This is a genomic window from Stenotrophomonas sp. (genome assembly GCF_059505245.1).
In genome coordinates, this window is the sequence record NZ_JCACKF010000039.1 from 1 (window position 1) to 24,106 (window position 24,106).

Annotated in this window: 19 protein-coding genes and 1 riboswitch; of the genes, 11 read left to right on the forward strand and 8 right to left on the reverse strand. The window is 66.9% G+C overall.

What is annotated here, in order from left to right:
• Positions 1-535 precede the first annotated feature (535 nt).
• The 3 genes from AC5JLE_RS15305 (at position 536) to AC5JLE_RS15315 (ending at position 2,896) form a co-directional block, all read left to right on the forward strand.
• A complete protein-coding gene (locus tag AC5JLE_RS15305; RefSeq protein WP_496065441.1) occupies positions 536-1,399 on the forward strand; it encodes a pirin family protein in 864 nt (287 codons plus the stop codon).
• Positions 1,400-1,520: 121 nt separating this feature from the next.
• Positions 1,521-2,240, forward strand: coding sequence for an aquaporin Z (gene aqpZ / locus AC5JLE_RS15310; protein ID WP_049441926.1), 720 nt, complete (start codon positions 1,521-1,523; stop codon positions 2,238-2,240).
• A gap of 197 nt (positions 2,241-2,437) precedes the next feature.
• Positions 2,438-2,896, forward strand: coding sequence for a hypothetical protein (locus tag AC5JLE_RS15315; protein ID WP_049441929.1), 459 nt, complete (start codon positions 2,438-2,440; stop codon positions 2,894-2,896).
• A 127-nt stretch (positions 2,897-3,023) separates the two neighbouring features.
• Here AC5JLE_RS15315 and AC5JLE_RS15320 read toward each other — a convergent pair whose 3' ends face one another.
• Complete coding sequence (locus AC5JLE_RS15320; protein WP_014648005.1) at positions 3,024-3,875, reverse strand: pirin family protein; 852 nt, start codon at positions 3,873-3,875, stop codon at positions 3,024-3,026.
• 215 nt (positions 3,876-4,090) lie between these two features.
• On the opposite strand from AC5JLE_RS15320, the gene AC5JLE_RS15325 reads away from it, so the two are divergent.
• Complete coding sequence (locus AC5JLE_RS15325; RefSeq protein ID WP_014648006.1) at positions 4,091-6,172, forward strand: carbon starvation CstA family protein; 2,082 nt, start codon at positions 4,091-4,093, stop codon at positions 6,170-6,172.
• Positions 6,172-6,396, forward strand: a complete 225-nt coding sequence (locus tag AC5JLE_RS15330) for a YbdD/YjiX family protein (RefSeq protein ID WP_032958992.1) — start codon at positions 6,172-6,174, stop codon at positions 6,394-6,396. The genes AC5JLE_RS15325 and AC5JLE_RS15330 overlap by 1 nt, the downstream gene beginning before the upstream one ends.
• Positions 6,397-6,513: 117 nt before the next feature.
• Here AC5JLE_RS15330 and AC5JLE_RS15335 read toward each other — a convergent pair whose 3' ends face one another.
• Complete coding sequence (locus AC5JLE_RS15335; RefSeq protein ID WP_053496043.1) at positions 6,514-7,764, reverse strand: DUF819 family protein; 1,251 nt, start codon at positions 7,762-7,764, stop codon at positions 6,514-6,516.
• Between the two features lie 158 nt (positions 7,765-7,922).
• On the opposite strand from AC5JLE_RS15335, the gene AC5JLE_RS15340 reads away from it, so the two are divergent.
• Entirely contained in the window at positions 7,923-8,312 is a 390-nt protein-coding gene (locus tag AC5JLE_RS15340; RefSeq protein WP_032958991.1) for a VOC family protein, read from the forward strand.
• Positions 8,313-8,398: 86 nt separating this feature from the next.
• Here AC5JLE_RS15340 and AC5JLE_RS15345 read toward each other — a convergent pair whose 3' ends face one another.
• Both AC5JLE_RS15345 and AC5JLE_RS15350 read right to left on the reverse strand, forming a co-directional pair.
• Complete coding sequence (locus AC5JLE_RS15345; protein ID WP_032958989.1) at positions 8,399-9,685, reverse strand: sensor histidine kinase; 1,287 nt, start codon at positions 9,683-9,685, stop codon at positions 8,399-8,401.
• Positions 9,672-10,385 (reverse strand): response regulator transcription factor, encoded by a 714-nt coding sequence (locus tag AC5JLE_RS15350; protein ID WP_014648011.1) that lies wholly within the window; start codon positions 10,383-10,385, stop codon positions 9,672-9,674. The genes AC5JLE_RS15345 and AC5JLE_RS15350 overlap by 14 nt, the downstream gene beginning before the upstream one ends.
• 131 nt (positions 10,386-10,516) lie before the next feature.
• Here AC5JLE_RS15350 and AC5JLE_RS15355 point away from each other — a divergent pair, with 131 nt between their 5' ends.
• The 4 genes from AC5JLE_RS15355 (at position 10,517) to AC5JLE_RS15370 (ending at position 17,336) form a co-directional block, all read left to right on the forward strand.
• Positions 10,517-12,220: an ArnT family glycosyltransferase gene (locus AC5JLE_RS15355; RefSeq protein ID WP_049420433.1), complete on the forward strand. Its 1,704-nt coding sequence runs from the start codon at positions 10,517-10,519 to the stop codon at positions 12,218-12,220.
• Between the two features lie 111 nt (positions 12,221-12,331).
• On the forward strand, positions 12,332-13,099 hold the full coding sequence (locus AC5JLE_RS15360; protein ID WP_100450454.1) for a phosphatase PAP2 family protein: 768 nt from the start codon (positions 12,332-12,334) through the stop codon (positions 13,097-13,099).
• Positions 13,096-14,745 (forward strand): phosphoethanolamine transferase, encoded by a 1,650-nt coding sequence (locus tag AC5JLE_RS15365; protein WP_496065442.1) that lies wholly within the window; start codon positions 13,096-13,098, stop codon positions 14,743-14,745. The genes AC5JLE_RS15360 and AC5JLE_RS15365 overlap by 4 nt, the downstream gene beginning before the upstream one ends.
• A 626-nt stretch (positions 14,746-15,371) precedes the next feature.
• Positions 15,372-17,336 carry a M2 family metallopeptidase gene (locus AC5JLE_RS15370; protein ID WP_241884308.1) on the forward strand — a complete coding sequence of 655 codons (1,965 nt, stop codon included), beginning with the start codon at positions 15,372-15,374 and terminating at the stop codon, positions 17,334-17,336.
• Between the two features lie 121 nt (positions 17,337-17,457).
• Here the strand turns inward: AC5JLE_RS15370 and AC5JLE_RS15375 are convergent, their stop codons facing one another.
• The 3 genes from AC5JLE_RS15375 to AC5JLE_RS15385 all read right to left on the reverse strand — a co-directional run bounded on the left by AC5JLE_RS15375 (position 17,458) and on the right by AC5JLE_RS15385 (position 20,179).
• The gene (locus AC5JLE_RS15375) at positions 17,458-17,850 is read right to left on the reverse strand and encodes a hypothetical protein (RefSeq protein ID WP_014648016.1); all 393 of its coding nucleotides are present in this window, start codon (positions 17,848-17,850) and stop codon (positions 17,458-17,460) included.
• 68 nt (positions 17,851-17,918) lie between these two features.
• Complete coding sequence (locus AC5JLE_RS15380) at positions 17,919-18,812, reverse strand: siderophore-interacting protein (RefSeq protein ID WP_032960029.1); 894 nt, start codon at positions 18,810-18,812, stop codon at positions 17,919-17,921.
• A 140-nt stretch (positions 18,813-18,952) separates the two neighbouring features.
• Positions 18,953-20,179: a multidrug effflux MFS transporter gene (locus AC5JLE_RS15385; RefSeq protein WP_032960036.1), complete on the reverse strand. Its 1,227-nt coding sequence runs from the start codon at positions 20,177-20,179 to the stop codon at positions 18,953-18,955.
• A 299-nt stretch (positions 20,180-20,478) separates the two neighbouring features.
• A riboswitch (glycine riboswitch) is annotated at positions 20,479-20,581 on the forward strand.
• A 62-nt stretch (positions 20,582-20,643) separates the two neighbouring features.
• Between AC5JLE_RS15385 and gcvP the strand changes: the two genes are divergently transcribed.
• Positions 20,644-23,511 carry an aminomethyl-transferring glycine dehydrogenase gene (gene gcvP / locus AC5JLE_RS15390; protein WP_496065443.1) on the forward strand — a complete coding sequence of 956 codons (2,868 nt, stop codon included), beginning with the start codon at positions 20,644-20,646 and terminating at the stop codon, positions 23,509-23,511.
• Between the two features lie 91 nt (positions 23,512-23,602).
• Here the strand turns inward: gcvP and AC5JLE_RS15395 are convergent, their stop codons facing one another.
• Entirely contained in the window at positions 23,603-24,013 is a 411-nt protein-coding gene (locus AC5JLE_RS15395) for a VOC family protein (RefSeq protein ID WP_005418291.1), read from the reverse strand.
• Between the last annotated feature and the right edge of the window lie 93 nt (positions 24,014-24,106).

Here is a 24,106-nt window from a genome sequence, read left to right on the forward strand (position 1 = left end):
CTTTATTTTTGGGGGGGGGGGGGTGGGCGCGTCTCTTACCATCCCCCCCCCCCCCCCCGCGGGGGCCCCCCCCCCCCCCCGGCCGCCCCCCCCGCCCGCCCCCCCCCCCCCCGCCCCACCCCTGACAGTTTCCCGGCAACGGTCGGTGAATCTCGATATCGGTGTGGATCACTACAAACTGATGGGTGTCGACCTTGCTCGTCACCAGGAGCGAAGCGACCGGCGTTTGATTTTGATTTTCTTTTTTCTTCTCCGTGGCTGGACGCACACGGAAACTGTCAGAGGCCGGGCGGGGTGGGTCCGCGGGGGTGTCCGCGGCATGGATGCCGCGGCCAAGCCTCCAGGGACGGATTCACGGCGTCCCCCGCGAACCCACCCCGCCCGGCCAAGCGCGGCTTTTGCTTTACGCAACCAACCCCACAGCCACGAGGGGCTGCGCCGTTGGCTGGAACACCCTGTTACCCATACGGGGCATGTGCCCGTCACAGCTGCATGCGATGCTCACCACCTGATCCCTGCCAGCGAGAACGCCCGCATGACCACCATCATCGCCCCGCGCGTGCACGACATCGGCGGCCTGGAAGTCCGTCGCGCCGTCCCCACCCTGCAGGCGCGCAGCATCGGCTCGTTCGTGTTCGTCGACCAGATGGGCCCGGCACTCATGCACCCCGGCACCGCCATCGACGTGCGCCCGCATCCGCATATCGGCCTGGCCACCGTCACCTACCTGTGGTCGGGCGCGATCGGCCACCGCGACACGCTGGGTTCGGATCAGGTGATCCGTCCCGGTGACGTCAACTGGATGACCGCCGGCCGCGGTATCGCCCATTCCGAGCGGACGCCGCAACCGGACCGCGACCATGACAACCCGATCCACGGCATGCAGACCTGGGTCGCGCTGCCGAAGTCGCACGAGGAAATCGAGCCGGCGTTCTACCACCATGCCGCTGCCACCCTGCCCGAGCAGCGTCGCAACGGCGCGTGGCTGCGGGTGATCGCCGGCCGTGCGTACGGCGAGGAATCGCCGGTGAAGGTGTTCGCCGACACCCTCAACGTGGCAATCGATCTCGACCCCGATGCGGAAATCGATATCGACGATGGCCACCGCGAGCGCGCGTTGTACATCCTCGAGGGCGACGCGCAGCTGGATGGCGTGGATATTCCCGCGCAGCACCTGGTGATCCCCGAAGCCGGTGCACGCGGCCGCCTGCGCGCGAAGACGCAGGTGAAGGCGATGCTGTTCGGTGGCGAGCCGCTGGATGGCCCGCGCCACCTGTGGTGGAACTTCGTGTCGAGCTCGAAGGAGCGCATCGAGCAGGCCAAGCACGACTGGGAAGCCGGCCGCTTCGGCACCATTCCGGGCGACGACAAGGAATTCATCCCACTTCCGCAGTACTGAACATCGCGTGTTGCACACATCTGAAGGTGTATCCCTGCACCCGGCGTTGACGCTACAGTCACCCGCTGATCATTGAAATGTGACATAAATCACACTTTCGACCGTCAAAGGAGTGCAACACATGAGCATGGGTAAACGCTTGTCCGCCGAGTTCCTCGGCACGTTCTGGCTGGTTCTGGGTGGCTGTGGCAGTGCGGTGCTGGCCGCCAAGTTCGGTGGCGACGGCAATCCGCTGGGGATCGGTTTCCTCGGCGTGGCGCTGGCCTTCGGCCTGACCGTGGTGACCGGCGCCTATGCGTTCGGCCATATCTCCGGCGCGCACTTCAACCCGGCAGTCAGCGTCGGGCTGTGGGCCGGTGGTCGTTTCCCGACCAGGGATCTGGTGCCCTACATCATCGCCCAGGTTGCCGGCGGCCTGCTGGCCGGCTTCATCCTGCTGCAGATCGCCTCCGGCGCCACTGGCTTCGCCATCGATGGCAGCCAGGCGGGTGCGTTCGCCAGCAATGGCTATGGCGCGCTGTCGCCCGGCGGCTACAGCGTGGCAGCCGCCTTCCTGTGCGAAGTGGTGCTGACGGCAGTGTTCCTGATCGTGATCATGGGTTCCACCCACGGCAAGGCACCGGCCGGTTTCGCCCCGCTGGCGATCGGCCTGTCGCTGACCCTGATCCACCTGATCAGCATTCCGGTCACCAACACCTCGGTGAACCCGGCCCGCTCCACCGCCGTGGCCTTCTTTGCCGGCAGCGGCGCAGTCAGCCAGCTGTGGCTGTTCTGGGTCGCTCCCCTGCTGGGCGGCGCGATCGGCGGCCTGATCTACAAGTGGATCGGCAGCGACCGCTGATCCTCGCGACTCCCATTGCGGCCGACCCTCGGCCGCAATGGTTACTTCTGTAACCGCGAATTGTGCGATTGCTCACGTTCCGTTAAGGTTGAGTTGACCGTCCGTGCACATGCCGGATGGGGCGGCATCCGGGGATGGGATGCCACGGCCGCCGGCCCTGCTGGCGGAGCCAAACAACTCATCACCTTGGGGGATGCATGAAGTTCGTGCCTGTCATGTTGTCGAGCCTGCTGTTCGCTGCGGCCCAGGCCGCCGCGCAGGCGCCGTCCGAATGTCCTTCGCTGCCAGCCAGCAGTGGCCTGCAGTGGCAGCAGCAGGTGCAGGCCGATTTCCTGGTCTGCCGCGCCAGCACCCCTGATGGCCGCGAAGTACTGAGCCTGATGCTCAGCGCGCGTGACCCCGCAATTCCGCTGAGCCGCTCGCTGCGCCAGGAAAAAGGCAGCTTCGGCGGTGAATCACTGTACTGGTACCAGCCCGACCTGGGCGGCCAGCAACCGCCGGGATATGCCGAACGGCGCATCAGCGTGGTCAAGATCGACAAAGGGCGTTATGCGCAGATTGCGCTGTATCCGGACAGCGCGCAGGAACTGAGCTCACTGCAGCAGCTGGCGCAGGGCATGAGCCTGACCCCTTCGGCCGTGGCCGCCGGGCGCTGAAGGTGACGGGATGACTGCCTGGCAGCATCCCCGCAATGCACCTCGATCGGCAGGTAGTGCCGGCCGCCGGCCGGCAAACCCTTCGGTCCTGATCAAAAGCAGGTGCCGGCCGGCGGCCGGCACTACCTCAGAACCTGCCTTCCTGGAAATCGACGAAGGCCTGCATCAGTTCCTGCCGCGTGTTCATCACGAACGGGCCGTGCCGCATCACCGGCTCGCGCAACGGACGCCCGGCCACCAGGATCAGCCGCGCGCCTTCGCTGCCGGCCGAAACATGCAGCTGTTCGCCGCCGCCCAGCACCGCCAGCTCCTGGCGCGCAACATCACGGGCGGCGTCCTGTTCACCCACCGTCAGTCCGCCTTCAAATACATAGGCAAAGGCGTTGTGGCCTTCCGGCAGCGTGTAAGTCCAGGCCCGGTCGGGCGCCAACGTGATGTCGAGATACAGCGGCTCGGTGGCCGGCTGCACGATCGGGCCGCGGGTGCCGTCGACCGAGCCGGCGATCACCTTCACTTCCACGCCGGCTGCCGGCTGCACCACGGGAATGCGCTCGGGCGCGAACTCCTGGTACTTCGGCTCGGTCATCTTCTCCTTCGCCGGCAGGTTCACCCACAGCTGGAATCCACGCATCTGCCCGCTTTCCTGCTCGGGCATCTCCGAGTGCACCAGGCCGCGGCCAGCGGTCATCCACTGCACGCTGCCCGGGGTCAACAGGCCTTCGTTGCCATGGTTGTCGCGATGCCGCATGCGTCCGTCGAGCATGTAGGTGACGGTCTCGAAACCGCGGTGCGGGTGTTCCGGGAAGCCGGCGATGTAGTCCTCGGCCCGGTCGGTGCCGAATTCATCGAGCAGCAGGAACGGGTCCAGGTCCGGCAGCGTCGGGCCGCCGATGACGCGGGTCAGGCGCACGCCGGCACCGTCGGAGGTGGGCATGCCACGGATGGTGCGCAGCACGCGGACCGGTTCGGGAAGGCTCATGGCGACTCCTGTGGGATGGATGCCCCTGAAGATGGACGCCACATGGCCGTACGCCAATGGATGGCACCGCAACCAATTGTTCCATCCCTGATGTTGGCTGCACGTCAGCGCCACCGTCGTACGACCAAAGTACTACCGCCGATTCGTCCTGTGCCAATTGACCCTGTCGTGGGCAAGCAGGACTCTTTGACTGTCTTTCCGGGAGAGAGCACCTCATGAAAGGGTTTTCCAAACTGGGCTGGGCGGCACTCGCCCTGCTCGGCGCATTCTGTCTGGGCACCGTCGCCCTGCGCCGCGGCGAGCACATCAACGCACTGTGGATCGTGGTGGCCGCGGTCTCGCTGTACCTGGTCGCCTACCGCTTCTACAGCCTGTTCATCGCCAACAAGGTGATGCAGCTGGATCCGACCCGGGCCACCCCGGCGGTGATCAACAACGATGGCCTGGACTACGTGCCGACCAACAAGCACGTGCTGTTCGGCCACCACTTCGCCGCCATTGCCGGCGCCGGCCCGCTGGTCGGCCCGGTGCTGGCCGCGCAGATGGGCTACCTGCCCGGCCTGCTGTGGCTGGTGGTGGGCGTGGTGCTGGCCGGTGCGGTGCAGGACTTCATGGTGCTGTTCCTGTCCAGCCGTCGCAACGGCCGCTCGCTGGGTGACCTGGTGCGCGAGGAGATGGGCCAGGTACCCGGCACCATCGCCCTGTTCGGTGCGTTCCTGATCATGATCATCATCCTGGCGGTGCTGGCGATGGTGGTGGTCAAGGCGCTGGCCGAAAGCCCGTGGGGCATGTTCACGGTGATCGCGACGATGCCCATCGCGATCCTGATGGGCGTGTACATGCGCTACATCCGCCCCGGCAGGATCGGCGAAATTTCGGTGGTTGGCCTGATCCTGCTGCTGGCCGCGATCTGGTACGGCGGCAAGGTCGCCGCCGACCCGGTGTGGGGCCCGGCATTCACCTTCACCGGTACCCAGATCACCTGGATGCTGATCGGCTACGGCTTCGTCGCCTCGGTGCTGCCGGTGTGGCTGCTGCTGGCCCCGCGCGACTACCTGTCGACCTTCCTCAAGATCGGCACCATCATCGCGCTGGCCATCGGCATCCTGGTGGTGATGCCGGAACTGAAGATGCCGGCACTGACCCAGTTCGCCGCCAGCGGTGATGGCCCGGTGTGGAAGGGCGGCATGTTCCCCTTCCTGTTCATCACCATCGCCTGCGGTGCGGTCTCGGGTTTCCACGCACTGATCTCCTCCGGCACCACGCCGAAGCTGCTGGCCAATGAAGCGCACATGCGCTACATCGGCTACGGCGGCATGCTGATGGAATCGTTCGTGGCGGTGATGGCGCTGGTGGCGGCCTCGATCATCGATCCGGGCATCTACTTCGCGATGAACAGCCCGGCCGCCGTGATCGGTGCCGATGCAGCCTCGGCGGCGCACTACATCACCAACACCTGGGGCTTCACCATCACCCCCGAGCAGTTGACCGCGACCGCGGCCGCCATCGGTGAACCCACCATCCTGCACCGCGCCGGTGGTGCACCGACGCTGGCGGTAGGCATAGCGCAGATCCTGCACGAAGCGATTCCCAGTGGCAGCGACGCGATGATGGCGTTCTGGTACCACTTCGCGATCCTGTTCGAAGCCTTGTTCATCCTGACCGCGGTGGACGCTGGTACCCGCGCCGGGCGCTTCATGCTGCAGGACCTGCTGGGCAACTTCGTGCCGGCCCTGAAGAAGACCGAGTCGTGGACCGCCAACATCATCGGTACCGCCGGCTGCGTGGCGCTGTGGGGCTACCTGCTCTACACCGGCGTGGTCGATCCGTTCGGCGGCATCCAGACGCTGTGGCCGCTGTTCGGCATCTCCAACCAGATGCTGGCTGGCATCGCGCTGATGCTGGGCACGGTGGTGCTGTTCAAGATGAAGCGTGACCGCTATGCGTGGGTCACTGCGGTACCGGCGGTGTGGCTGCTGATCTGCACCACCTACGCCGGCTTCATCAAGATCTTCGACAGCAACCCGGCGCAGGGTTTCCTGGCGCAGGCACACAAGTTCCAGGCCGCGCTCGCCAGCGATACGATCACTGCACCGGCCAAGTCGGTGGCGCAGATGAAGCAGATCGTGGTCAACGCCTACGTCAACACCGGCCTGACCGCGCTGTTCCTGCTGGTGGTCGGCGCGGTGCTGGTGTATTCGATCAAGACCATCCTGGCGGCACGCCGCAACCCGCAGCGCAGCGACCGCGAGACCCCGTACGTGGCGCTGAAGCCGCATGAAATGGTGGATCTGTGATGAGCACGCAACTGGTTCCCGCCGGCCAGTACCAGGCGCACCGCCGCATCTGGCGGCGCCTGGTGCAGACAGCACGACTGTGCTGCGGCATTCCTGACTACGACAACTACGTCCGGCACATGCTGGATAAGCACCCGGACCAGGAGCCGATGGACTACAAGACGTTCTTCCGCGAGCGCCAGGAAGCGCGTTACGGCGGACGCAACGGCGGGCGCTGCTGCTGAGGGCCAGGCCTGCCTTTCAGCAGGCAAAAGAAAGCCGAGCGCGGGCTCGGCTCTACACTGGCAGAGCGGGTTCGCGGCGCACGCCGCGAACCCGCAACAGGATCGTCCGGCCAGGACTCAGGCGCCGGCCATCCACTTCAGGATCAGGCCGGTGACATACGCCAGCCCGGTGCCGGTGGCATAGCCCACCGTACCCAGCAGCACGCCCACCGGGGCCAGCGTCGGATGGAAGGCTGCGGCCACCACGGGGGCCGAGGCGGCCGCGCCGATGTTGCCCTGCGAACCGATCGCGAAGAAGAACAGCGGCGCGCGCAGCAGCTTGGCTACCCCCCACAGCACCAGCACGTGCGTGGCCATCCAGATCGCGCCAAGCAGGAACAGCCACGGCCGATCCAGCAGCGACAGCAGGTTCATCTGCATGCCGATGCAGGCGATCAGGAAGTACAGGAACACCGTGCCCAGCCGCGAAGCGCCTGCGGCTTCCAGCCGGCGCGCACGGGTGAAGCTCAGGCCCAGGCCCATCGCCGTGGACAGCAGGATCACCCAGACGAACTGGCTGTCGAGGCTGAACTGGCTGGCCCAGCTGACATTGGCCTTGAACCAGCCCGACAACGGCGCGGCGATGGCATGGGCCAGGCCGACGCCACCCAATGCCACGCCAACGATCACCATCAGGTCGGTCATGCTGGGAATGCGCGCGTTCTGTGCCTCGTAGGCGCTGATGCGTGCCTTCATCTCGTCGATGGCGCGGGTGTCGGCACCGTTGCGGGTATCGATCTGCTGCGCGCGGTTGGCCAAAAACAGCAGGATCGCCATCCACAGGCTGGCGCAGGCCACGTCGACCACCGCGAACTGGCCAAAGGTGGTGGCATCGGTGCCGAACACCTCGCGCATGGCCACCATGTTGGCGCCGCCACCGATCCAGCTGCCGGCCAGCGCGGCCATGCCGGCCCAGGTATCACCGGCCACCGTTTCCGGATGGATCAGCTTCATCAGCTGGAACGAGACGATGGCGCCGAGCATGATGCCGGCGGTACCGGCGCAGAACACGATCAGCAGCTTTGGGCCGAGCTTGATGACGCCTTTCAGGTCGATCGACAGTGTCAGCAGGACCAGCGCAGCGGGCAGCAGCACGTCGCGCGCGACCGGGTTGTACAGCGAGGTGTTGTGGCCATCGATGACACCGGCGGTGTTGTAGATGGCGGGGATGAAGTAGCACAGCAGCAGTGCCGGCACCCAGGCGAAGATCTTCTTCAACAACGGGGTCGGACCACTGGCGGCCCAGAAGATCAGGGCCAGGGTGGCGGCAATCAGGCCCAGTCCAACGATGTCGTTGCTGATCAGGGCGGTAGCGGGTTCGGTCGGCATGGGATCCTCTGTCGATCGAAAGAGCGGAGAAAAAAAAGCGCCGCATGACGCGGCGCAGGTCGAGATTAACATTGTCTTCACGCCTGGTCATGCTGCGCTGCTTGTCGCCTTCTCCTGCATTGACGACGATTGCGGCATCACCGTTGTGGAGCAGGCCCATGCAGCTTGGTGCGTTCTCTGTCAGCCTGTCCGTGAAGGACCTGGCCGCCTCCCGCGCGTTCTACGAAGCCCTCGGGTTCTCGGTCACCGGTGGCGATCCCACGCAGAACTGGCTGGTAATGCGCAGCAACGGCACGGTCATCGGGCTGTTCCAGGGCATGTTCGAGGGCAACCTGCTGACCTTCAACCCCGGCTGGGACCAGCACAGGCAGGAGCTGCCCCACTTCCAGGATGTGCGTGAACTGCAGGCGGAACTGGATGCCAAGGGCATCGAACTGGCAGTCCGCACTGACCCCGATGGCCAGGGGACCGGCTACCTGCAGCTGGCCGATCCCGACGGCAACGTGATCCTGATCGACCAGCACGTGGCGCGGCCGAACGGGCGGTAATGCGAACAGCCATTGCGTGGGTAGGCGTCGACCTTGGTCGACGGGCCGCATGCCAACCAAGGTTGGCATCTACCAGGACGGCCGGTTCAGGCCGGGCGCGAGGCACTGAAATCGAGCGTGACACGCGTTCCGCGCGGTTCGCAGGGCTGCAGCTGCAGGGTCCAGCCCAGGTGCTCGCACAGCCGCGCGATCAGGTCCAGGCCAATGCCGCTGCCACGATCGGCGCGTCCGCCACGGGCCATGCGCGCGTGGATGGCGGCAATCTCCTCCGGGCTCATGCCATGCCCTGGGTCCTGCAGCGTCAGCACCGCCGACGCACTCAGCTGCAGCTCGATATGGCCGCGGCCGCTGTTCTCGATGGCATTGCGCAGCAGGTTGCCGATCGCCGCCTGCACCACTGCCATCGGCGCAACGATATCCACCGGCGCCGCCTGGATGCCGATGCTCAGGTCCTTGTCACCGAGCAGGTGGCGATGGTCGTCGACGATCTCCGGCAGCAGCTGGTCCAGGGCGATGCGCTCGGCACGCGCGGCCAGGCGTGCCGGATCACGCGCCAGCACCAGCAGCAGCTCGATCAGCTGCTCCACGCTCTGCGCTGTGCGCAACACCCGCTGCATCTGCTGGCGGGCGCGCTCGGGCAGGCCCGGTTGCTCCAGCGCCAGCTCGGCAGCACCGGTCATCACCGCGATCGGCGTGCGCAGTTCGTGGCTGGCGGTGCTGATGAAGACCCGCTCGCGCTCGACGAACTGCTCGTTGCGGTCCAGGTAGTCGTTCAACGCACCGGCGATGGTATGCAGCTCGGCGCTGCCGCGCGGATCGACCTCGATACGCTGGCCCTGCACGCCCGGCCGCAGCCCGGCAATGTGCTGTGCCAGCAGGCTCAACGGACGCACCATCCGCTCCATGCCGAACGACGCCATCAGCACGGTGACGAAGATCATGATCACCCCGGCCAGCATCACCCAGCGCGTGGCGAACTGTTCCAGGTCATGGAAATCGGAGATGTCCAGCGCCAGCGCCACCCGTCCCATCGACTGCGTTTCACGGACCATCACCGCCGTCTCGCGGCCCTTGACCATCACGCCGTCATGCAACCCCGGATGCAGGGAGCGCAGGCTCTCTGGCAGATTGACCGCGTCAAAGCGGTACAGGCTCAGCGTGTCCGAGTCCTGCCAGCGATAGTGAGGTTCGTGCTCGACATGCTCGACGATGCTGTCCAGTTCGGAATTGAGCAGCGCGCGCCACGCGGCGTGCTCGGCGTGTTCGTGCACGTAGTTGCCGACACTGAACACTGCAATCGACAGCAGCGCCAGGTACCCGAGCAACCACCACACCACCCGCCGGTACAGCGGCCCCGGCTTACGCGCCCTCATCAGCATTCCTGCCTGCGTCGGCAGCGTCCATCAGCGCCAACCGATAGCCCACCCGCGGCAGCGTATGGATCAGCTTGTCGGCAAACGGGCCGTCGACGCTGCGGCGCAGCTCGTAGACATGCGAGCGCAGCAGATCGCCATCCGGTGGCTCGTCGCCCCACAGGGCGAACTCCAGCTGCTGGCGGGTGACCGCACCGGGGCTGGCGCGCATCAGCACTTCCAGCAGCTTGCGGCAGGCCGGGTACAGATGCAGCACCTGGCCACCACGCTGGGCTTCCAGGGTCGCCAGGTCCAGCACCAGGTCGCCCACCTGCAGGCGCTTGCGCGGATTGCGGCCCTGCGCGCGCAGCAGCAGCGCCTCCAGCCGCACTTCCAGCTCGGGCAGGGCAAACGGCTTGGTCAGGTAGTCGTCGGCACCGGCGCGGAAGCCGGCGATCTTGTCCGGCAGCTCGTCGCGCGCGGTCAGCATGATCACCGGCACCTCCGACGCGTGCTCGGCGCGCAGGCGACGCAGCACCTCCGGCCCCTCCATGCGCGGCAGCATCCAGTCCAGGATCACCGCATCGTAGGGGTGGCTGCCTGCCAGGTGCAGGCCGGTGATGCCATCCGGGGCCACGTCGAGCACGTGCCCGCGCGACTCGAAATAGTCGAACAGGTTGGCCACCAGCTGGCGGTTGTCCTCGATCACCAACAGACGCATGCACGAAAGATCCACGGAAGTTCGTACCATGGTAGCGCCGACCATGTCGGAATGCGGTCGCCCTGCGCCCGCTCCGACGCCTTTCCTACCCCAGCCACGTCAGAGTGGCGGTTTTGCTCCCGGAGCCTGCCGTGCCCGTAGCCCTGCCCCGCCGTTGGCGCCTGCCCCTGTTGTGGCTGCTGATCATCGCCGCGTTGGCCGCCGGTATCGGCCTGCGCCAGCCGCAGCCGCCGGACGAGCCGCGCTTCGTGCTGGCGGCCCGTACCATGGTCGAAAGTGGGGAATGGCTGCTGCCGCACCGGGGCGTGGAGCTGTACGCGGAGAAGCCGCCGGTCTTCATGTGGCTGCAGGCGGCCGCTTACGAGGTGGTCGGCAGCTGGCAATGGTCGTTCCTGCTGCCGTCGCTGCTGGGCGCCCTGCTCAGCCTGTGGCTGGTGTCGGACCTGGCACGGCGGCTGTGGTCACCCCGGCATTCCCTGTACGCCCTCGCGGCGCTGTTCTGCACCCTGCAGTTCGGCCTGATGGCCAAGCGCGCGCAGATCGACATGGTGCTGGTCGGCATGACCACGGTGGCCCTGTGGGGACTGATGCGCCACCTGTGCGAGCGCCGCAACCTGCCCGCGCTGTGGCTGGCCGGTTTCGCCGCTGGCCTCGGCACGGTGACCAAGGGCGTGGGGTTCCTGCCGCTGCTGATGGTGCTGCCGTGGTTCGGCTGGTGGCTGTACCAGCGCCGCCGCGGACGCAGCGTGGACGGTCCGCACCCGGCAACGCTGCTGTGGCTGATCCCGGCCTTCCTGCTGGGCGTGGCGGTGTGGCTTGCCCCGCTGGGCTGGGCATTGCTGCATGAGCCCAGCGCGTCCCTGCAGTCCTACGCCCACGAACTGCTGTTCAAGCAGACCGGCACCCGCTACGCCAACGCCTGGCACCACCGCCAGCCGGTCTGGTACTACCTGCAGGTGATCCTGACCTTGTGGCTGCCGGGCAGCCTGCTGCTGCCGATGCTGTTCAAACCCTGGTGGCGCCGCATCCGCCGTGGTGACCGCCGGCAATGGCTGCTGTTGGGCTGGGCGCTGCTGGTGCTGGTGTTCTTCAGTGCCAGCCCCGGCAAGCGCGAGGTCTATGTGCTGCCAATGCTGCCGGCGATGGCGCTGGCGGTGGCCCCGCTGTTGCCTGGCCTGCTGCGACGGCTGTGCGTGCGGCGCTACCTGTTCGGCTACACCGTGGTGCTGATGCTGGCCACCGGCGTGCTCGGCGTGATGCTGATGACCGAACATCCGTGGGCCCTGGCGCAGCTGGAACGGCGGGCGATGCCCGATTCGCTGCTGCCGGTGCTGGGAGATGGCCTGCTGACCTTTGCCATTGCCCTGGCCACGTTGATCGTGTGGCTGCGGGTGCGACGTGCCGCAACGCTGGTGTTGCTGACCCACGGCATGCTGTGGATGCTCTACGGCCTGGTGCTGATCCCGGCGCTGGATCCGTACGCATCAGCGTCGGCGGTGATGCGCCGGGTGGGCGCGCGGATCGGCCCGGACGCGGAGCTGGCACTGGTCGCCTGGCGCGAACAGAACCTGCTGCAGGCAGATCGGCCGGTGCGCGAGTTCGGCTTCAAGCGCCCCTGGGCCGAACAATGGCATGACGCCGGCCCGTGGCTGGCCGAGGCGCCGGGCAAGCGCTGGGTGCTGGTGCTGGACGATGCGATGAGCCCCTGCGTGGACCCGGCCAAGGTGATCGACATCGGCATTGCCAACAGGAATCGTTGGCAACTGCTTCCCGGTACGGCCTGGGACCCGAAGTGCCACGCCGAGCGCACCGGATCGACCGCCGAAGAAGACTGAACGGTGACGCGCGCCGGGGACTCATTAACCCGGCGCGAACGGGCGTCCGACCCTTCTCCGACATCGAGGTGACGAGCATGAGCGCGGATTCCCGAACCGCCCCTTCCCAGCATGCCCGTTCGTCCCATTGATGCGGTTGCGCCGCTTGCGACATCACCACTGGCGTCAAGATTCGCCGTAACTCACTTCTGGCTGCCTGTCGCAATCGGTCTGCCCGTGTTTACGCTGCTGATGGGTTTCGGCGGTGATCAATGGGTGGCCGATCACCTGTTCCGCCTCGAAGGTGGCCACTGGGCGTTGCAGGACGCCTGGGTCACCCGCACGGTGGTGCACAAGGCCGGCAAGTGGCTGAGCACATCGGCGGCGCTGGTCGCGATCCTGTTGTGCGTGCACCACTGGCGCAAGGGGGGCGATCGCACCCTGCGATGGGCGCTGCTTTATGTCGTAATTGGCATGGCGCTGGGTACGGGCGTGATCTCCCTGCTGAAGACCCTGGTGCCGATGGAATGTCCCTGGGACCTGCTGCGCTACGGTGGCCATCAGCCCTATATCGGGCTTTTCACGCAGCGCCCGGCCGGCATGGCCGCACAGGCCTGCTTCCCTGCCGGCCACGCCAGCGCAGGCTATGCGTGGCTGTGCCTGTACTATTTCGCCCTGCTGTGGCGCCCGTCGTGGCGCTGGGCAGGCTTGTGGATCGGCCTCGGCACCGGTCTGGTGTTCGGCATCAGCCAGCAGCTGCGCGGCGCGCATTTCCTTTCGCATGACGTTGCCACCGCGTTGATATGTTGGCTGCTGTCACTCGGCCTGTACCTGATCGTCAAAGGCATCCTGATCCGCCGTCAGCTGGACCGTCCCAACCGCCAGGAGGCAAACGCATGAGTGCATCGGTCCAACGCCCCGCCCGCTCTTCTGCGCTGGCGGGTCTTCGCCACTGGCGGCCACAGCTGTCCACCGAAGCACTGATCGCGTTCACCAGCCTGTTCTTCGCGGTGGCCGGCAACGGCCTGTTCTGGCACAGCGCGATGGCCAGCCATCCGGGCAGCCTGCGCTACGCGCTGTCGCTGCTGCTGTTGCTGCTGGGTGCGCACGGCGTGCTGCTGGGCATCCTGGTCTGGCGCTGGAACGCCAAAGTGGTGATCAGCCTGCTGCTGCTGGTGACCGCATTCGCCGCACACTACATGAGCCGCTACCACATCTACCTGGATGCGGACATGCTGCGCAACGTGCTGGCGACCGACCCCAAGGAAAGCCGCGAGCTGATGACGGTATCGCTGCTGTGGCCGGTACTGCTGCTGGCAGTGCTGCCGATGGTGGTGCTGTGGCGCGTGCAGCTGCGCCGCCGCAGCTGGGGCCGCAGCCTGCTCTGGCGCGTCGGCTTCCTGGTGGTGGCGGCAGTGACGGCTGTCGGCGGCGCGTTGATCTCGTTCCAGGATGTCTCGGCACTGATGCGCAACCAGCGTGAAGTGCGCTATCTCGCGACACCGGCCAATGTCCTGTTGGGCATGCCGCGTGCATTGCGTGGCGACAATCCGGTGCAGCGCGCGCCGAAGCTGCCGATCGGCACCGATGCCAAGGCCACCACGCGCGCGCCGGCCAGCAAACCGCGCCTGCTGGTGATCGTCATGGGCGAGACCGTGCGTGCGCAGAACTGGGGGCTCAACGGTGGCCGCAACACCACCCCGGAACTGGCGCAGGCCAGCGTGATCAATTTCCCGGACATGCATTCGTGCGGCACCAGCACCGAGGTTTCGTTGCCGTGCCTGTTCTCGCCGTGGGGCCGCCATGACTACGACGAGAAGAAGATCCGCGCGCACCAGTCGCTGCTGCACGTATTGAACCGTGCCGGCATCGCACCGTTGTGGCGTGACAACCAGTCCGGCTGCAAGGGCGTGTGCGAAGGCCTGGGCTTCCAGTCGCTGTCCGATGCCACCACGCCGGGCCTGTGCGCCGATGGCCGCTGCATGGACGAGATCCTGCTGCAGGACCTGGCCACCCAGGTACGCGCCAGGCCCGGCGACCGGGTGGTGGTGCTGCACCAGCTGGGCAACCACGGTCCGGCCTACTTCGAGCGCTATCCGCCCGCATTCCGCCGTTTCACCCCGACCTGCGATACCCGTGACATTGGCCGTTGCTCGCGCGAAGAGATCACCAACAGCTACGACAATGCCGTGCTGTACACCGATCACTTCCTGACAAAGACCATCGGCACGCTGCAGGGCATGCAGGATTACGACACGGCGATGATCTACCTGTCCGACCACGGCGAGTCGCTGGGCGAGAAGGGCCTGTTCCTGCACGGCGTGCCCTACGCCATCGCCCCGGCCGAGCAGACCCGGGTACCGATGACGATGTGGTTCTCGCCGGGCTTCGCCAGCAGCCGCGGGCTGGACCTGCAGTGCGTGCGCAAGCGTTCGGCGGCGTATACCGACCATGACAACCTGTTCCCGTCGGTGCTGGGCCTGATGCAGGTGAAGACCTCGCTGTACGAGCGTGATCGCGACCTGTTCGCCAACTGCGAGAGTTGAGGGGTGTTCGGCAGGGCTTGCAGCCCTGCATCTGCGGTAGTGCCGGCCGCTGGCCGGCAGCCTCGACAGCAACAGCAACAGCGTGCATTCCGTGGGATGGCGGGGTGGGCCCGGTGGCGGGAGACGCCGTAAACCCATCCTTGGGGGCTTGGCCGCGGCATCCATGCCGCGGACACTCCCGCCACTGGACCCACCCCGCCTTCGACAGTTTTCCGCGATCTGTTGGAACGATCTTGGGGTCGATCTTGGGGTCAGATCCGTTTTCCGGAGGAAAACGGATCTGACCCCATTTTGATTGTCGATACCTGACAGATGTGTCGACCAAGGTCGACACCTACCAACAGCCGCCACGATCTGTCAGAGGTGGGGCGGTGTGGGCTTGCAGGACCGTTGGCGCCATGGATGGCGCCATCGAGCCCCCATGGATGGGTTTACGGCGTGTCCTGCAAGCCCACACCGCCGCGCCATCCCACGGATACCCCGCTGTTGCGGTTGCTTCGGCGGTTGCTGTTGCTTGTGCTCTGGCCTCTGCGGGTGCCGGGCGCCGCCCGGCCGACTTCCGCCACTTGCGGTGGCAGCGGCTGCCCACTAGCCTTCGGCCGTCGTTCACCACCCAAGGACCGCCCGTGAAACACCGTCATCTCCTGCTGGCCTCGGCAATCGCCGCCGCCACGCTGGCCCTGGCCGCCTGCAAGAAGGAAGCTGCCCCAGGCACCGATACCGCCAGCAGCAGCGCCCCGGCCGGCGAAACCGCCGACCAGTTCGTGGCCCGCATCAATGCCGAGTTCAAGGCCGCCTACCCGGAGATGACCTCGGCGCAGTGGCTGTCCTCCACCTACATCAACAGTGATTCGGAACGCATCGCGGCCAAGGCCAACGAGCGCTCGCTGACCCAGCTCAACAGCTGGATCGAACAGGCTGCGAAGTTCGACGGCAAGCCGATGAGCGAGGACAGCAAGCGCGCGATCCACCTGCTGAAGCTGATGTCGTCGATGCCGGCACCGCGCGACCCGGCCAAGCTGGCCGAGCTGACCCAGATCGCCACCCGCATGGAAGGCAGCTATGGCGCCGGCAGGTACTGCACCGATGCCAACGATCCGAACTCCTGCCGCCAGCTGGGCGAGCTGGAGCAGGTGCTGGCACGCAGCCGCGACTACGACAAGCAGCTCGACGCCTGGCAGGGCTGGCACAGCACCACCAAGAACATGCGCGGTGACTACCAGAAGTTCGTCGGCCTGGTGAACGAAGGCGCCAAGGGCATGGGCTTCACCGATGCCGGCCAGATGTGGCGCAGCGGCTATGACATGCCGCCGGAGCAGATCGGCCCGGAAACCGACCGCCTGTGGGAACAGGTCAAGCCAATGTACGAGCAGCTGCACTGCTACGCACGCGGCAAGCTCGACAAGACCTACGGCAAGGACAAGGCCGAAGTCGGCAACGGGCTGATCGCCGCGCACCTGCTGGGCAACATGTGGCAGCAGGACTGGTCGAACCTGTGGGACCAGCTGGAACCGTACCCGGGCGCCGGCAGCCTGGACATCACCGCGGCGCTGGAGAAGCAGTACCAGACCAACCTGAGCGCGGCGCTGGCCAAGGCCGGCAAGGACGCCAACGTGGCCGCACAGTACAAGGCGCAGCGCGAGGCCGAACTGCGCACCGCCAAGCAGATGACCGAACGCGCGCAGGACTTCTACGTGTCGCTGGGCATGCCGTCACTGCCGCAGTCGTACTGGGAACGCACCCAGTTCATCAAGCCCGACGACCGCGACGTGGTCTGCCACGCCAGCGCCTGGGACATGAACATGGAAGGCGACGTGCGCACCAAGATGTGCATCAAGCCGAACGAAGAGAACTTCACCACCATCTACCACGAGCTGGGCCACATCTATTACGACCTGGCCTACAACCCGCTGCCGCCGCTGTTCCAGGGCGGTGCCAACGATGGGTTCCATGAAGCGATCGGCGACACCATCGTGCTGGCGATGACCCCCAAGTACCTCAGCTCGATCGGCCTGGTCGATGCGCCGACCGAAAGCCGCGAAGCGGTCATCAACAACCAGATGCGCATGGCGCTGTCGGGCGTGTCGTTCCTGCCGTTCGGGCTGATGATCGACCGCTGGCGCTGGGGTGTGTTCGATGGTTCGATCACCGCCGACAACTACAACAAGGCATGGTGGGACCTGAAGGCCAAGTACCAGGGCGTGGCGCCTGCCAGTACCCGTGGCGAGGAGTTCTTCGATCCGGGCGCGAAGTACCACGTGCCAGGCAACACCCCGTACACCCGCTACTTCCTGGCGCGCATCCTGCAGTTCCAGTTCTACAAGGGCCTGTGCGACGCGGCCGGCTACAAGGGCCCGCTGCATGAGTGCACCTTCTACGGCAACAAGGAAGCCGGCCAGAAATACTGGGCGATGCTGAGCAAGGGTGCCAGCCAGCCGTGGCAGGCCACACTGAAGGAGCTGACCGGCACCGACAAGCTCGATGCCGGCCCGATGATCGAGTACTTCACGCCGGTCAACGAGTGGCTGAAGCAGCAGAACGAAGGCCAGATGTGCGGCTGGCAGGCCAACGCGGCACCGGCGGCAAAATGAAAAAAAAGGGGCGGGTCCGCAAGGATCCGCCCCTTCCTGGTAGTGCCGGCCGCTGGCCGGCAACTACGCGATGAAGACCCCGCGGGCAGCCGGCCAGCGGCCGGCTCTACCGGAATGCCTGTCAGCTGTCCTTCTTCGCCGCCATCGCCGCGGCCAGGTCCGCCTTGAACTCCTCGAAGGTCTGGCCCTTTTCCTTCGCTTCGGCCTGTGCGGCGTCGCGCAGCGCATCGGAGTACATCAGGCGCACCGGTGTGCCGTTGCGCTCGTGCAGTTCACCGGCCTGCATGATCAGCGCCAGTACCTGCGCGGCGGAGTCACTGTGGCCGGCGATACGGCCGTCCATGCCCAGCACCCATTCGCCATCGCGGCGCACGACACCGGCCAGCAGGGTGCGCTGCGCGTCGCGCAGTTCCGCATGCGGCTCCACCGGCGAGGCCTGGGCAGCGGCCTTGTTGGCGGCCTGCTTTTCCTGGCGACGGCGCTGGTCGCGGCGGGTCTTGGAGCTGGTGGACATGGTGCGGTACCGCTGCGAGGGGGGCGCAAGGATAGCGCACCCCGCCCGCCACACCGCTTCACACCCCCTCAGTCCAACACTTTCCCGTGCCGCCAGTAACCCATGAAGGTGATCGTGCGGCGGTCCAGCCCGCACTCGCGGACCAGATGGCGACGGATTGCCATCACCGCTCCCGCCTCGCCTGCCACCCAGGCATACAGCGGCCCCGCCACGCTGGCATCGGCCTGTTCCCAGAGGATCTGCGCGTCGACGTCGATCTCTTCCAGTTCTTCGCCAGCGACCACGCTCGAGGCGGCCAGGCGCGCCTGCACCGCCTGCAACAGAGGCGCCCCGTACGCCGCCTGCCCGCGCGGCAACCAGACCAGCTCGGCCGTGGCCGGCGCCTTCAGGCGAACCGCATCACCGGCCTGCGCCACTTCCAGCAGGGCCAGCGTACGCGGCGGATCCACCCTGGCCGCCAGTTCCTCGAGAATCCCGGCCACTGCCGGCAACGCGGTCTCGTCAGCCACCAGCAGCACCTGGCCAACGCCAGCCGGCGGCTTCCATTCCCAGCCCTCGCTGCTGTCGGCACAGTCGGCATCCGGGGCCAACAGCACTACGCGGTCGCCCGGCCGTGCATGGATGGCCCATCGCGAGGCCGGCCCGGTCTCGCCATGCAGCACGAAATCAACATCGACCTCGCCCTGCTCTGCACGCAGCTGGCGGAGGGTGTAGGTGCGCATCGGCGGGCGCTGATCGTCCGGCAGGGCCCGGTAGCGCGGGTACCAGTCCTCGCCGCTGGGGACCTGCGGCGCCTCCTGGCCGGGCAAGGGGAAGAACACCTTGATGCGCTGGTCCGGCCCTCCGGTCGTCATCCGCGCCACGTCGGCACCGGTGAACACCATGCGGTCCAGGGAAGGGGAAAGAACGCGGCGCTCCTTCAGCGCCACCTCGAACAGGCGGTAGGTCTGCTGCGCAGCCATGGGGAACCTCATGCAACGACAGTGGATCGGCTGGCTGTCGTGCACCTGTGCACCGGCTGGCTGGAGTGCCCAGCCTAGTCCGGCGGTTTCCCGCCGCAAGCGTTGCGGGCGCCACGGCCCGCCCTACCCCTGCGCGCTGCTCAGTGACCCGTGCAGGCTGCCTGCGCCGCGCGTTCGCGCCGGTGTTCCCAGTACCAGAACACGAAGCCGGCGCCGAAGAACCCAGCCTGGCCCAACGCCAGGTGCAGCGGGCTGGCGCTGAGCAGCGGCGACACCACGCCGGCCACCACGGTGCTGATCATCAGCTGCACGAAGGCCTGCAGCGACGAGGCCAGGCCGCGCTGGTGCGGGTACATGTCCAGCACCGCCAGCGCCAGGATCGGGAAGATCAGCGCCATGCCCATGCCACCCAGGAAGATCGGCAGCACCGCCCACGGCAGCACGAACTGCGGCGCCAGCGCCACGTAGCCGACGTTCAGCAGCACCGACAGCGCGCACAGGCCGAAACCAATGGATACCTGGCGGGTGGGCGTGGTGTGCCCGGCCATGCGCCCGGACAGGAACGAGCCGGTGGTCATGCCGCCGATGGTGGGGATGAACAGCCAGGCGAAACCGCCCTCGCCCAGGTGCAGGTGTTGCATCACGAACACCGGTGCCGAGGAGATGTACAGGAAGATGCCACCGAAACCGATGCTGCCGGCCAGCGCCAGGCGCAGGAAGCGCGGATTGAAACCGATGCGCACGTAATCACGCATCAGCACCCGCGGCGACAACGGAACGCGCGCTTCGAGCGGATGGGTCTCCGGCAGGTAGCGGGCGGTGGCCGCCAGCAGAACCAGTGCGAACACCACCAGGAACCAGAAGATCAGCGGCCAGCCAGCACCGCTGAGCAGGATCCAGCCACCGATGATCGGCGCGATCGCCGGGGCGATGCCGAACAGCATCGACACCTGGCTCATCAGCCGCTGCGCGTCGTGACCGTGGTACAGGTCGCGGATCACCGCGCGGCCGACGATCATGCCGACGCCTGCGGACAGGCCCTGCAGGGCGCGGAACCCCAGCAGCGTGGTCAGATCGGTGGACAGCGCACAGCCGACCGAGGCGCCCACGAACACCACCAGGCCGCCGAGGATCACCCGCTTGCGGCCCCAGGCATCGGACAGCGGGCCGTGTGCCAGGCTCATCAGGCCGTAGAACAGCAGGTACACGCTGATGGTCTGCTGCACCGCCACCTCGTCCACCGCCAGGCGCTGGGCCAGCTGCGGAAACGCGGGGAAGATGGTGTCGATCGAGAACGGACCGAACATGGCCAGGCCGGCGAGCAGCAGGGCCATGCGGCGGGTGGAAGGAGCAACAGCGGCGGTCATGGAGAAGGCGTCCGGCAGGGCCATGCGCGGCACGCACGGCGGGCGCCAGTCCCCTGCAGCAGGGACGGCGCCAGATGAATTCGGGTATCCGCCCATCATAGGTGGGGATTGCGCCTGATGCCATGCAGCAGTGCACAAAACGCACGGGCGGGCCATCGGCCATTCAGGCGCCGCGGCCGGGCCCGCAGGCGGCTGGCGGGCCCGCAACGGGCTATAATCGGCGGGCAACACGGTGGGAGAAGCGGAACACCGCTGCCGAAGGCGCAACGCCCGTAATCGCTCAGGCCCGATACCACCCGTAACACAACTCTGGAGAGACCGGTTCGATCCGGCGCCGAAGGGGCACGAAGCCGCGGTTTTCCGCGCTTCCAAACTCTCAGGCAAAAGGACAGAGGGGCGCCCCGCAGACCGCCGACCGGCGGCTTGTGCCCGTGCGTGTGCCCTTTCCTGACGGATCCTTCGCCATGTCCCAGAACACCCCTTCCCTGCGTGAGCTCGAGCACCACAATGCGTTCGTCGAGCGCCACATCGGCCCCAACGATGCCGAGATCGCGCAGATGCTCGACGTCGTCGGCCACGCGTCGCTGGATGCGATGACCGATGCCATCGTACCGGCCAAGATCAAGTCGCCGGCGCCGCTGGCACTGCCGGAATCGATGACCGAAGTGCAGGCACTGGCGAAGATCCGTGCGATCGCCGACAAGAACACCGTGCTGCGCAGCTTCATCGGCCAGGGCTACTACGGTACCCACACGCCGAACGTGATCCTGCGCAACATCCTGGAAAACCCGGCCTGGTACACCGCCTACACCCCGTACCAGGCCGAGATCTCGCAGGGCCGCATGGAAGCGCTGATCAACTTCCAGACCCTGTGCGCCGACCTCACCGGCATGGAAATCGCCAACGCCTCGCTGCTGGACGAAGCCACCGCCGCAGCTGAAGCGATGACCCTGGCCAAGCGTTCGGCCAAGTCGAAGTCGGACACCTTCTTCGTGCACGACGCCGTGCACCCGCAGACCCTGGAACTGCTGCGTACCCGCGCCGAGCCCATGGGCATCGTGCTGCGCGTCGGCACCCCGGCCGAGGCACTGGAAGCAGAAGCCTTCGGCCTGCTGCTGCAGTACCCGGACACCTTCGGCCAGATCGGCGACTACAAGGCGCTGGTCGAGGCCGTGCACGCGCGCGGCGGCCTGGTGGCCGTGGCCACCGACCTGCTGGCGCTGACCCTGCTGGCCGCCCCGGGCGAATGGGGTGCGGACATCGTGGTCGGCAACAGCCAGCGTTTCGGCGTGCCGTTCGGCTTCGGCGGCCCGCACGCCGCATTCATGGCCTGCCGCGACGCCTACAAGCGCTCGATGCCGGGCCGCCTGATCGGCGTCTCGGTCGATGCCCAGGGCAACCCGGCCTACCGCCTGACCCTGCAGACCCGCGAGCAGCACATCCGCCGCGAGAAGGCCACCTCCAACATCTGTACCGCACAGGTGCTGCTGGCGGTGATGGCCTCGATGTATGCCGTGTACCACGGCCCGGAAGGCCTGACCCGCATCGCCCGGCGCACCCACCGCCTGGCCTCGATCCTGGCCGCCGCGCTGCGCGAGGCCGGCGTGCAGGTCGGTGGCGACTTCTTCGATACGCTGCACATCACCGGCGTGCATGCCGATGAGATCCACGCCAAGGCACGCGCCGCCGGTTACAACCTGCGCGCGATCGACAGCGACTCGGTCGGCATCAGCCTGGACGAGACCGCCACCCGCGCCGACGTGGTCGCACTGGCCGCCGTGTTCGGTGCGCAGGCCGACGTCGACGCGCTGGATGCCAGCACCGCCGATGCGCTGCCGGCCGGCCTGCTGCGCCAGTCCGCATTCCTGACCCATCCGGTGTTCAACACCCACCACAGCGAGCACGAACTGCTGCGCTACCTGCGCTCGCTGGCCGACAAGGACCTGGCGATGGACCGCACGATGATCCCGCTGGGCTCGTGCACCATGAAGCTCAACGCCACCGCCGAGATGATCCCGGTGACCTGGCCGGAGTTCTCGCAGATCCACCCGCTGGTGCCGGTCGACCAGGCGCTGGGCTACAAGGAACTCATCGACACGCTGGAAGCGATGCTGGTGGAATGCACCGGCTATGACGCGGTCAGCCTGCAGCCGAACTCCGGCGCGCAGGGCGAGTACGCCGGCCTGCTGGCGATCCGCGCCTACCACCGCTCGCGCGGCGAAGGCCACCGCGACATCTGCCTGATCCCGGATTCGGCGCACGGCACCAACCCGGCCTCGGCGCAGATGTGCGGCATGAAGGTGGTGGTGACCAAGACCGATGCCAACGGCAACGTCGACGTCGAGGACATCCGCCTCAACGCCGAGAAGTACAGCGACCGCCTGGCTGCGATCATGATGACCTACCCGTCCACGCACGGCGTGTTCGAGGAAGAGGTGGTGGAGATCTGCGAGATCATCCACAAGCACGGCGGCCAGGTGTACACCGACGGTGCCAACATGAATGCCCTGGTCGGCGTGGCCAAGCCGGGCAAGTGGGGGTCGGACGTTTCGCACCTGAATCTGCACAAGACCTTCTGCATCCCGCACGGCGGTGGCGGCCCGGGCGTCGGCCCGTGCGCGGTCAAGGAGCACCTGGCCCCGTTCCTGCCGGGCAAGCTGGGTGACAACGGCCCGGTCGGCATGGTCAGCGCGGCCAGCTTCGGCAGCGCCTCGATCCTGCCGATCAGCTGGATGTACATCGCGATGATGGGCCGCGACGGCCTGCGCAAGGCCACCCAGGTCGCGCAGCTCAACGCCAACTACATCGCCAAGCGCCTGGCCCCGCACTTCAAGACCCTGTACACCGGCCGCAACGGCCTGGTGGCGCACGAGTGCATCCTGGACGTGCGCCCGCTGGAGAAGACCAGCGGCATCGGTGCCGAGGACGTGGCCAAGCGCCTGATCGACTTCGGCTTCCACGCCCCGACCCTGAGCTTCCCGGTGGCCGGCACGCTGATGGTGGAGCCGACCGAGAGCGAATCGCTGCACGAACTGGATCGCTTCATCAACGCGATGATCCAGATCCGCGAGGAGATCACCGCGATCGAAGACGGCCGCCTGGACCGCGAGGACAACCCGCTGAAGAACGCGCCGCACACTGCCACCGCAGTGACCGCCAGCGAGTGGACCCACGCCTACCCGCGCGAACTGGCCGCCTTCCCGCTGGCCAGCCTGAAGCAGAGCAAATACTGGCCGCCGGTGGCGCGTGTCGACAATGTGTACGGCGACAAGAACGTGATGTGCGCCTGCATCCCGGTCGATGCCTACAAGGATGATGAAGTCGAGGCGTGATTCCTCACTGCATCGGTAAAGAAAACGGCCCGCGCAAGCGGGCCGTTTTCATGGGGCGTGTGGACCAAGGCCCACACCCACAAGCATCCGATCACGGGTCCGGCATCTGCCCCAGGCTCAACTGCCACGACACGCCAAAGCGGTCCTGCACCCAGCCGTAGCGATTGCTGAAGTCATAGTCGCCCACCGGCATCAACCAATGGCCGCCCTCACCCAGCACGCGTGCCGCGCGCTCGAACTGCTCGGCACCGGAACACTCGACGAACAGCGAGATCGACGGCGAGAAGGTGAAATCGTGCACGTCCAGGCTGTCGAAGCACAGGTAGTGGGTGCCACCGAGCAGGAAGATGGCCTGGCGGACCTGCCCCGGCACGCCGGCGCCGGCCCCCTCGGGATGGCGTTGCAGGGCCAGCAGCCGGAAATCGGCAAAGGCTTCGGCGTACAGGGCCAGCGCGGCCTCGGCCTGGCCGGTGAACATCAGGAAGGGACGGCTGCGCAGCATGCGGTACTCCTGGTCGACGGGCCGATGACGGCCTACGCGATCAGGATGGCACGGCAGATGTGCAGCCCCCGTGGTAGTGCCGGCCGCTGGCCG

What these genes read in the sequence shown, in the direction of transcription:
- AC5JLE_RS15365 (WP_496065442.1), top strand. Translation starts at nt 13,096, where the DNA reads ATGAGTGCATCGGTCCAACGCCCCGCCCGCTCTTCTGCGCTGGCGGGT.
- AC5JLE_RS15315 (WP_049441929.1), top strand. Translation starts at nt 2,438, where the DNA reads ATGAAGTTCGTGCCTGTCATGTTGTCGAGCCTGCTGTTCGCTGCGGCC.
- AC5JLE_RS15360 (WP_100450454.1), top strand. Translation starts at nt 12,332, where the DNA reads ATGCCCGTTCGTCCCATTGATGCGGTTGCGCCGCTTGCGACATCACCA.
- AC5JLE_RS15380 (WP_032960029.1), bottom strand. Translation starts at nt 18,812, where the DNA reads ATGGCTGCGCAGCAGACCTACCGCCTGTTCGAGGTGGCGCTGAAGGAG.
- AC5JLE_RS15395 (WP_005418291.1), bottom strand. Translation starts at nt 24,013, where the DNA reads ATGCTGCGCAGCCGTCCCTTCCTGATGTTCACCGGCCAGGCCGAGGCC.
- aqpZ (WP_049441926.1), top strand. Translation starts at nt 1,521, where the DNA reads ATGAGCATGGGTAAACGCTTGTCCGCCGAGTTCCTCGGCACGTTCTGG.
- AC5JLE_RS15320 (WP_014648005.1), bottom strand. Translation starts at nt 3,875, where the DNA reads ATGAGCCTTCCCGAACCGGTCCGCGTGCTGCGCACCATCCGTGGCATG.
- AC5JLE_RS15340 (WP_032958991.1), top strand. Translation starts at nt 7,923, where the DNA reads ATGCAGCTTGGTGCGTTCTCTGTCAGCCTGTCCGTGAAGGACCTGGCC.
- AC5JLE_RS15335 (WP_053496043.1), bottom strand. Translation starts at nt 7,764, where the DNA reads ATGCCGACCGAACCCGCTACCGCCCTGATCAGCAACGACATCGTTGGA.
- AC5JLE_RS15345 (WP_032958989.1), bottom strand. Translation starts at nt 9,685, where the DNA reads ATGAGGGCGCGTAAGCCGGGGCCGCTGTACCGGCGGGTGGTGTGGTGG.
- gcvP (WP_496065443.1), top strand. Translation starts at nt 20,644, where the DNA reads ATGTCCCAGAACACCCCTTCCCTGCGTGAGCTCGAGCACCACAATGCG.
- AC5JLE_RS15350 (WP_014648011.1), bottom strand. Translation starts at nt 10,385, where the DNA reads ATGCGTCTGTTGGTGATCGAGGACAACCGCCAGCTGGTGGCCAACCTG.
- AC5JLE_RS15325 (WP_014648006.1), top strand. Translation starts at nt 4,091, where the DNA reads ATGAAAGGGTTTTCCAAACTGGGCTGGGCGGCACTCGCCCTGCTCGGC.
- AC5JLE_RS15305 (WP_496065441.1), top strand. Translation starts at nt 536, where the DNA reads ATGACCACCATCATCGCCCCGCGCGTGCACGACATCGGCGGCCTGGAA.
- AC5JLE_RS15375 (WP_014648016.1), bottom strand. Translation starts at nt 17,850, where the DNA reads ATGTCCACCAGCTCCAAGACCCGCCGCGACCAGCGCCGTCGCCAGGAA.
- AC5JLE_RS15385 (WP_032960036.1), bottom strand. Translation starts at nt 20,179, where the DNA reads ATGACCGCCGCTGTTGCTCCTTCCACCCGCCGCATGGCCCTGCTGCTC.
- AC5JLE_RS15330 (WP_032958992.1), top strand. Translation starts at nt 6,172, where the DNA reads ATGAGCACGCAACTGGTTCCCGCCGGCCAGTACCAGGCGCACCGCCGC.